The organism is Catenulispora rubra, from assembly GCF_015356825.1.
Classification (GTDB): Bacteria; Actinomycetota; Actinomycetes; order Streptomycetales; family Catenulisporaceae; genus Catenulispora; species Catenulispora rubra.
The window spans coordinates 1-6,912 of the sequence record NZ_JAACYW010000437.1; the positions used below are offsets into that span (position 1 = coordinate 1).

General features: G+C 71.4%; 5 protein-coding genes and 1 pseudogene. 2 read left to right on the top strand and 4 right to left on the bottom strand.

Annotated features, from left to right (window positions below):
* Positions 1 to 986, bottom strand: a 986-nt coding sequence (locus tag GWK61_RS51485) for an ABC transporter permease (RefSeq protein WP_194921425.1), incomplete at its 3' end; no start/stop codon positions are given.
* Positions 986 to 1,741, bottom strand: a complete 756-nt coding sequence (locus tag GWK61_RS51490) for an ABC transporter ATP-binding protein (protein WP_194921427.1) — start codon at positions 1,739 to 1,741, stop codon at positions 986 to 988. The genes GWK61_RS51485 and GWK61_RS51490, both read right to left, overlap by 1 nt.
* A gap of 86 nt (positions 1,742 to 1,827) precedes the next feature.
* Here GWK61_RS51490 and GWK61_RS51495 point away from each other — a divergent pair, with 86 nt between their 5' ends.
* Positions 1,828 to 2,436, top strand: a complete 609-nt coding sequence (locus GWK61_RS51495; RefSeq protein ID WP_194921428.1) for a response regulator transcription factor — start codon at positions 1,828 to 1,830, stop codon at positions 2,434 to 2,436.
* 18 nt (positions 2,437 to 2,454) lie between these two features.
* Here the strand turns inward: GWK61_RS51495 and GWK61_RS51500 are convergent, their stop codons facing one another.
* Positions 2,455 to 3,255, bottom strand: a complete 801-nt coding sequence (locus GWK61_RS51500) for an LLM class F420-dependent oxidoreductase (RefSeq protein WP_194921431.1) — start codon at positions 3,253 to 3,255, stop codon at positions 2,455 to 2,457.
* A 79-nt stretch (positions 3,256 to 3,334) separates the two neighbouring features.
* The gene (locus GWK61_RS60360) at positions 3,335 to 5,434 is read right to left on the bottom strand and encodes a sensor histidine kinase (RefSeq protein WP_194921433.1); all 2,100 of its coding nucleotides are present in this window, start codon (positions 5,432 to 5,434) and stop codon (positions 3,335 to 3,337) included.
* Between the two features lie 158 nt (positions 5,435 to 5,592).
* Here GWK61_RS60360 and GWK61_RS51510 point away from each other — a divergent pair.
* Positions 5,593 to 6,885 (top strand): annotated as a pseudogene (locus tag GWK61_RS51510) (MFS transporter).
* Positions 6,886 to 6,912 lie beyond the last annotated feature (27 nt).

Below are 6,912 nucleotides of genomic sequence, written 5' to 3' on the forward strand. Positions count from 1 at the left end.
GCCGACCCCACCGCCAGCGCCTCGCCCCCGATCATCTTGCGCACCTGCTTGCCCGTCGCCGCCACGGCCCGCAGCACCGCGATCTCCCGCTGCCGCTGCTGGATCGACAACGCGAACGTCCCCACGACCACCAGCACCGCGACGATCAGCGACGTCCCGCCGAGCACCGCTCCCATACTGACCAGCCGCACCGAGGCGTTGGCCGAGTCCGGGAACTCGGCGGCGCCACGGGAATCCCCGGTGTGGACGACCGGCGCGGGAACCGTCCCAGCATCAGCCGATGAAAGCAGGTTCCTGACATCGTTGGCCGTGACACCCGGATCCCCAGCGGGGAACACGCCGATCGCGTCGACCAACCCGTCGTGTCCCGCCAACGTGCGCGCCTCGGCAGTGTCGAAGTAGATCGCGGCCTGGCTCGCAAAACCCTGCGACGTGACGCCGACGACGCGCACCGGCATCGTTCCACTCGCAGTCCGCAACGGCGCCGTCGACCCGACGTGCAGGTGCGTCGCAGCCGCCGTGGACGCGTCCAGCACCACCTCGTCCGGAGCAGAAGGCGCGCGGCCCGAAGCCAACGTCAAGGTGGACAGCGAGGCGGATTCCCAACCGTGGCCGAAGGAATCGCTCGTCGGACCACCCGGCAGATACGCCGCGAACAGCACCTCGGTGCCGACCGCCTTCACCGAAGGCAGAGCCCTGATCTGGTCGGCGAGCCCGGCGGACACCCACACGTGATCGCTGACCGGCTTGGCCTTGTTCTTGACCTTGCCGTTGCCCTTGACCTCGGTCGCGTGCACGTTCTGGTCGCCGGTGACGACGATCGGCGCGGCGGCGAAGCGTTCGGGCTTGACGGTCCCGAGGATCCCGGCGACCAGCAACGTGCCGCATCCGGTGACCAGCGCGGCCGCACAGAACAGGGCGATCAGCGCCCCGACGAACCCGCCCTTGCGATGGCGCAACGTGGCGATGGCGATGGGGAGCATCATCAGGCCCACGCCCCCAGCCGGATCATGCGGTCGGCGACGCCGGCGGCGGTCGGAGCGTGCATGGAGTCGGCGATGCGGCCGTCGGCCAGGAACAGGACGGTGTCCGCGTAGGCGGCGGCGACCGGGTCGTGGGTGACCATGACGATGGTCTGGCCCATGGTGTCGACCGTCTCGCGCAACAACACCAGCACCTCGCGCGCGGTCATGGTGTCCAGCGCGCCGGTGGGCTCGTCCGCGAAGATCACCTCCGGATCGGCGATCAGCGCCCGGGCGATCGCCACCCGCTGCTGCTGTCCACCCGAGAGCTGACCGGGCCGGTGGTGCGTGCGCTCGGTGAGCCCCACGCGCTTCACGACCTCGGCCAGCCGCGCGCCGTCGGCTCGCCGACCGGCCAGGCGCAGCGGCAGCGTGATGTTCTGGCTCACGGTCAGCGACGACACCAGGTTGAAGGCCTGGAAGACGAAGCCGGCGCGCTCCCTGCGCAATTCGGTCAGCTTGGTCTCGCTCAGGCCGGACAGGTCGGTGCCGCCGAGCCGGACGGTGCCCGCGGTCGGCCGGTCCAGGCCGGCGGCGCAGTGCAGGAAGGTGCTCTTGCCGGAGCCGGACGGCCCCATGATGGCAGTGAAGCCGCCCTTGGGCAGCCCGACCGACACCTCGCGCAGTGCCGCCACCGCGCCGCGCCCCTTGCCGTAGACCTTGCTGACGGCCTGCAGGGTGATGGCCTCCGGGACCGTCTGTGTGATCGCCTCGTTCATGCTTACCAGCCTGCCGAGCTGCGGCTTCGTTCCCCAGAGAGGCGGTCACCGATCACCCGTGACGTCGTCACGGGTATCGTCGTGACGTGATCCGAGTGCTGTTGGCCGAGGACCAGCTCGTGGTGCGCGGCGCCCTGGCCGCCCTGCTGGAACTGGAGCCGGACCTGGAGGTCGTGGCGCAGACCGCGACCGGCGACGACGTGCTGCCGCAGGCCCTGGTGTTCGCCCCGGACGTGGCCCTGCTGGACATCGACATGCCCGGCAGTATCGACGGCCTGGAGGCGGCGGCACTGCTGAAGCAGAAGATCCCGACGTGCCGAACACTGATGCTGACCTCCAACGGCCGCCCCGGCATGCTGCGCCGCGCACTGGAGGCGAAGGTCGACGGCTTCCTGCTGAAGACGGCCCCGCCGGAGGAGCTGACGGCCGCGATCCGAACGGTCGCCGCCGGCGGCCGAGTTCTGGACCCGACGCTCGCCGTCACAGCCTGGGACCTCGCGGAGAACCCGCTGACGCCCCGCGAGCGGGACGTGCTCCGCGAGCTGACCGGCGGCGCGGAACCGCCGGAGATCGCCGCCGCACTGCACCTTTCGACGGGAACGGTGCGCAACGTGCTGACGGCGATCGTGGGCAAGCTGAACGCGCGGAATCGGACGGACGCGGTGCGGATCGCCCGGGAGGCCGGGTGGGTCTAAGAGCCCTGATCGGGTCGACTACGATGCCGCCGCGTCCCGATTGTGCTCATCCCGCCACGCAAGCCAGTCCCGCAACTCACCGAAATCGAAGTCCGGCCCCGGGTTCCTGACGACGAACAGGCTGACGCCGAGATCCAGTTCCCGCTCGGACTCCGCGGGATCGCCCCCGACCAGCACCGAGCGCTGGATCTCCGCCGGATCCCGCCCCACCGCCGCGCAGTGTTCCTCCAGCACCTTCGTCTTGTGTGCCAGCTCGTCGCCGCCGGCGAAGCTGTGCCAGATGTCAGCGTGCTGAGCCACGACGCGCAGCATCTTCTTCTCGCCGCCGCCTCCGATCAGCAGCGGGATCCTGCGCGTCGGGGGCGGGTCGAGCTGCGTGAACCGGTGCTCGACGCGCGGCAGGGCGCGGGCCAGGTCGTCGATGCGGCTGCCCGGCGTGCCGAACTCGTAGCCGTACTCGACGTACTCGCGCTCCTTGAACCCGGCGCCGATGCCGAGGATCAGGCGGCCGCCGCTGATGTGGTCGACGGTGCGTGCCATGTCGGCGAGCAGGTCGGGGTTGCGGTAGCTGTTGCAGGTGACCAGCGGGCCGATCTCTACCCGCGAGGTGGCCTCGGCCCAGGCGCCGAGCATGGTCCAGCACTCGAAGTGCTTGCCGTCGGCCACCTTGCCGAGCGGGAAGAAGTGGTCCCAGTTGAACAGCACGTCCACGCCGAGTTCCTCGGCCTGCGCGGCGGCGCGGCGGATGACGGGGTAGTCGACGTGTTGCGGCGCCAGTTGGATGCCGACGCGGATCTTCGACGAGGGCTCAGCGATCATGGGGCGCAGCTTACGCCCGGGACGATGCCGAGGTCGGCGAGTTGTCGGCATGATCTGCCGGCTATGGCGGCTATCGCGGCTATCGCGGCAGCTCGGCGTGGAGCAGGTACCAGCCGTCGTCCGGTCCGGCAGTCAGGGTTCCGCCGTACTCCGCGAGGCGGAGCGTCAGGCCACCGACGCCCGAGCCCGGTGCTTTGGATGCTCCGACGTCCGATGCCACGCCGTCGTTCTCCACTTCGAGCCGCACCGCGCCCTCGGTCAAGGTGACGGCGATCCGCGCATGGCGCGCCGTGCTGTGCCGCAAGACGTTCGTCACCGCCTCCCGCAACACGACGCCGAGCACCGCGCCCGCCTCCGGCGGCATGGCCAGCTCATCGCCCTCGACCTCCACCGCCACCTCGGCGGCAGCCAGTACCGCCGCCGCGGACGCCAACTCGTCGCCGAACGACAGCTCGCGCTTGCCGCCTGTCAGGGCCCGTAGTTCGCGCTCGCCCTGCGCGGCCAAGCGCTCGACGTCGCGGATCTCGGTCAGGCAGCGGACCGGATCGGTCGTGCGGAGTCGGCGCGCCAGCTCCGCCTTCAGCAGGATCGCCGCGAGTCCGTGACCGAGCAGGTCGTGCAGATCGCGCGCGGCGCGCAGGCGTTCGCCCACGATCGCGGCCCGGGCCAGACCGTCGTTGGCCTGTTGCAGCTCGCGGACGAGCCGGGCCAGGCGCAGCATGCCGTACACGATCAGGCACGTCACCAGAGCGTTCAGAATCGCTGACACAGCGCTGGTCCCGTCCGCGGACGCCATGAGGCCGCCGACGCCGAGCGCCGCCGCGACCACCGGCACGGCCAGTGGCAGAGGCAACGCGATCAGGAGGGAGCCTGTGAGAAGACCGAGGGAGGCGATCCAGTTCTGGCCGAAGGCATGCATCGGGGCGTAGGTCAGCGCCGCGAACAGGACGATCGCCGCTTCGCTGTGGCGCTTCTCGTCTCGGACCGAATACACGACTTGCAGCGTGCAAAGCACGGCCAAGACCAAAAGCGCCGGGGCGATCAGCACAGCCGGAACGTAAAGCAGGGTCCGTACACAGAACGCCGCCAACAGCAGGTAGTAGAGCACCGTCGCACGCCGAAGCTCCGGCGCATCCACCGGTTCCGCCGCCGACGGCGTGGCCGGTACCGACGCCTCGACAGCGAACCGACCGTCGCCCTCCAGCCCCGCCGCGAGCCGTCCACCGCTAGCCCGGACGCGCTGCGCCAAGCCGTCCAGGACGTCCGCGCCAAGGGCCGCGGTGCGCACCCCATCGCTGACCACGCGCAGTGTGACCTGCCCCGCGACCTCGCCGGTGACGATCTGGCAGCGACGCGCGTCGCCGACCCGAACCACCGCCGTAACCGCTTCGCGCAGCACGGTCGCCAGCACGGTTCCGGCCGGGCCGAGCGGTTCGGTGTGCCCGGTGACCACGTCCGCCTCGATCCCCGCCGACTGAAGCAGGGCCTTGGCACTCGCAGACTCCGGCGCCAACGACAGACTGCGGAGATCGGCGGCGGTCGCGCGGGTCGCGGCCAAGGTCGTGCGGGCATCGACCAGCAGGCCGTCAAGAACGTCGGGATCCTGTTTCCCAGCAAGGTCCCGGATCCGGATCAGGCCCGAGGACAGGTCCGCGCCCAGGCCCTCGGCGATCCGCAGGCGCTCGGCCGTCACGGCAGCGGCGGCGAGCGTCAGCCGCGTCCCGTGAACGCGCGCGGCCAGCGCGGCGAGGGTCGTGACGGCGTAGAGGACCATCCCGCCGAGCAGGATCGTGACGCACATGTCGACGGTGTCGCGCGCACTGTCGCTCCGCACCGCCTGGACCCACGCCGCCGCGCCGAGCACGGGGACGACCAGCGGCCACAGCCCTTGCAGGAACACGGCGCCGACCGGCACCGCCAGCAGCCCGATCGACGCGCCGGCCGGCACCACGGCCACGAAGCCGCACGCCAGCTGCGCCACGACGCGCGGCCACGTCGCCGGCCGGAACTCCAGCAGCAGGATCGCCAGGCAGGCGGCGATGATCGTCAGGCCGGCCGCCGGATCGCCGGGGACGCGGCCCGCGGCCTTGATGACGTGCACCGACACCAGCGCCGCCGCGACCGCGAAGACCAGGCCGCGAGCCAGGCGCGGCGCGCTGTCGCTCCCGGTGTTCCCCACCCGGTCATCGTAGAGCCGGCGGCCTGCTTTGCGACTGGTTGTGCGGTAAGGGGCTCATTGCGGTCCCACCCGCAGACGGCACAGTGACCACCTGACGAAATGCCCCGCGGAGCGACCGCCCCGCCGGGGTAGGGTCTTGCCCGGCTCTGGGAGGGACCATGTCTGCGACCATCGAAGCGGGTGTCGGCGCCGAAGACATCCGCGACGGCAAAGACATCCGCGAAGACATCCGCAAGGACACCGTGTTCGGGCGCATCGGCGGCGCTCTGCGGGAACGCGACTTCCGGTGGTGGTTCGCCGGGCAGATCACGTCGGCTTCGGGGGTGATGGCGCAGGGCGTCGCGCTGTCGTGGTGGATGCTGCAGACGACCGGCGACGCGGTGTGGCTCAGTGTCCTGACGCTCTGCACCATGGGCCCGACCCTGGTCGGCGGCGCGTGGGCGGGCGCGGTGGTGGACCGCTCGGATCGGCGGCGGCTGCTGATCGTCACCCAGTCGGTCTTGATGGGGGTCGCGGCCGCGCTGACCGTCCTGGCCGCGACCGGCACGCTCGCGGCCTGGAACGTGCTGGTCGCCTCGGTGGTCTCGGGCGCGGCGATGGCGGTCGACTCGCCCGCACGCCAGGTCTACGTGGTGGACCTGGTCGGGGCGGACGGCGTCGCCAGCGCGGTGGGCCTGTGGGAGGTGGCGCTGAACGCCTCGCGGGTCGTTGGGCCCGGTTTGGGTGGGGCGTTGCTGGCCGGGCCGGGCGCGACCGCCTGCTTCGGCGTGAATGCGTGCTCTTATTTGGCACCGTTGATCGTGTTGCTGCGGATGAAACCGCACGCCGGCGCGGCTTCCGCGACGAAGGCGACGCGCGTACGGGGCGCCGCGCGCGACGGCGTACGCTATGCGTTCCGCTCGCCGGTGATCCGCGCGCTGCTACCGATGTCGGCGGCGTCCGGCCTCATCTGTATCTAACCAAAAATCGGTGGCATGGGGATCGCACTGCCGCCGCTGGTGTCGCGCGCGCTGCATCAGGGCGGCGGCGGGTACGGCGCGATGATGGCGGCGTTCGGCGTCGGCGGACTGCCCGGCGCGCTGTTGGCCGCCGCGCAGCCGGAGCCGACCGGGCGCCGTGTGCGCTGGCTCGCGCTGGCCACGGCGGCGACCGTGATCGGCATCGCGGTGTCCCCGACCATGCCGATCGCGCTGCCGGCGATGGCCGCGCTGGGCGTGGCCTCGATCTGGTTCATCGCCTCGGCCAACACGCTGGCCCAGTTACGCTGCGCGCCGGACATGCGCGGGCGCGTGATGAGCCTGTGGGGCGTGGCGATGACCGGGACGTCGCCGATCACGGGGTTCGGGGTCGCGGCGGTGGTGGAGTTCGTCGGGCCTCGGGAGGGGTTCTCGGTGGCGGGGATCGTGTTGGGAGCCGCGGCCATTGCCGGTTGGCGGGCCTTGCGGGAGTAGGGAGTCGGACGTAGGGCTGTTCCGTCC

Bases quoted from the DNA above. Each gene is read 5' to 3' on its own strand.
- GWK61_RS51490 (WP_194921427.1), bottom strand. From the start codon at position 1,741: ATGAACGAGGCGATCACACAGACGGTCCCGGAGGCCATCACCCTGCAG.
- GWK61_RS51500 (WP_194921431.1), bottom strand. From the start codon at position 3,255: ATGATCGCTGAGCCCTCGTCGAAGATCCGCGTCGGCATCCAACTGGCG.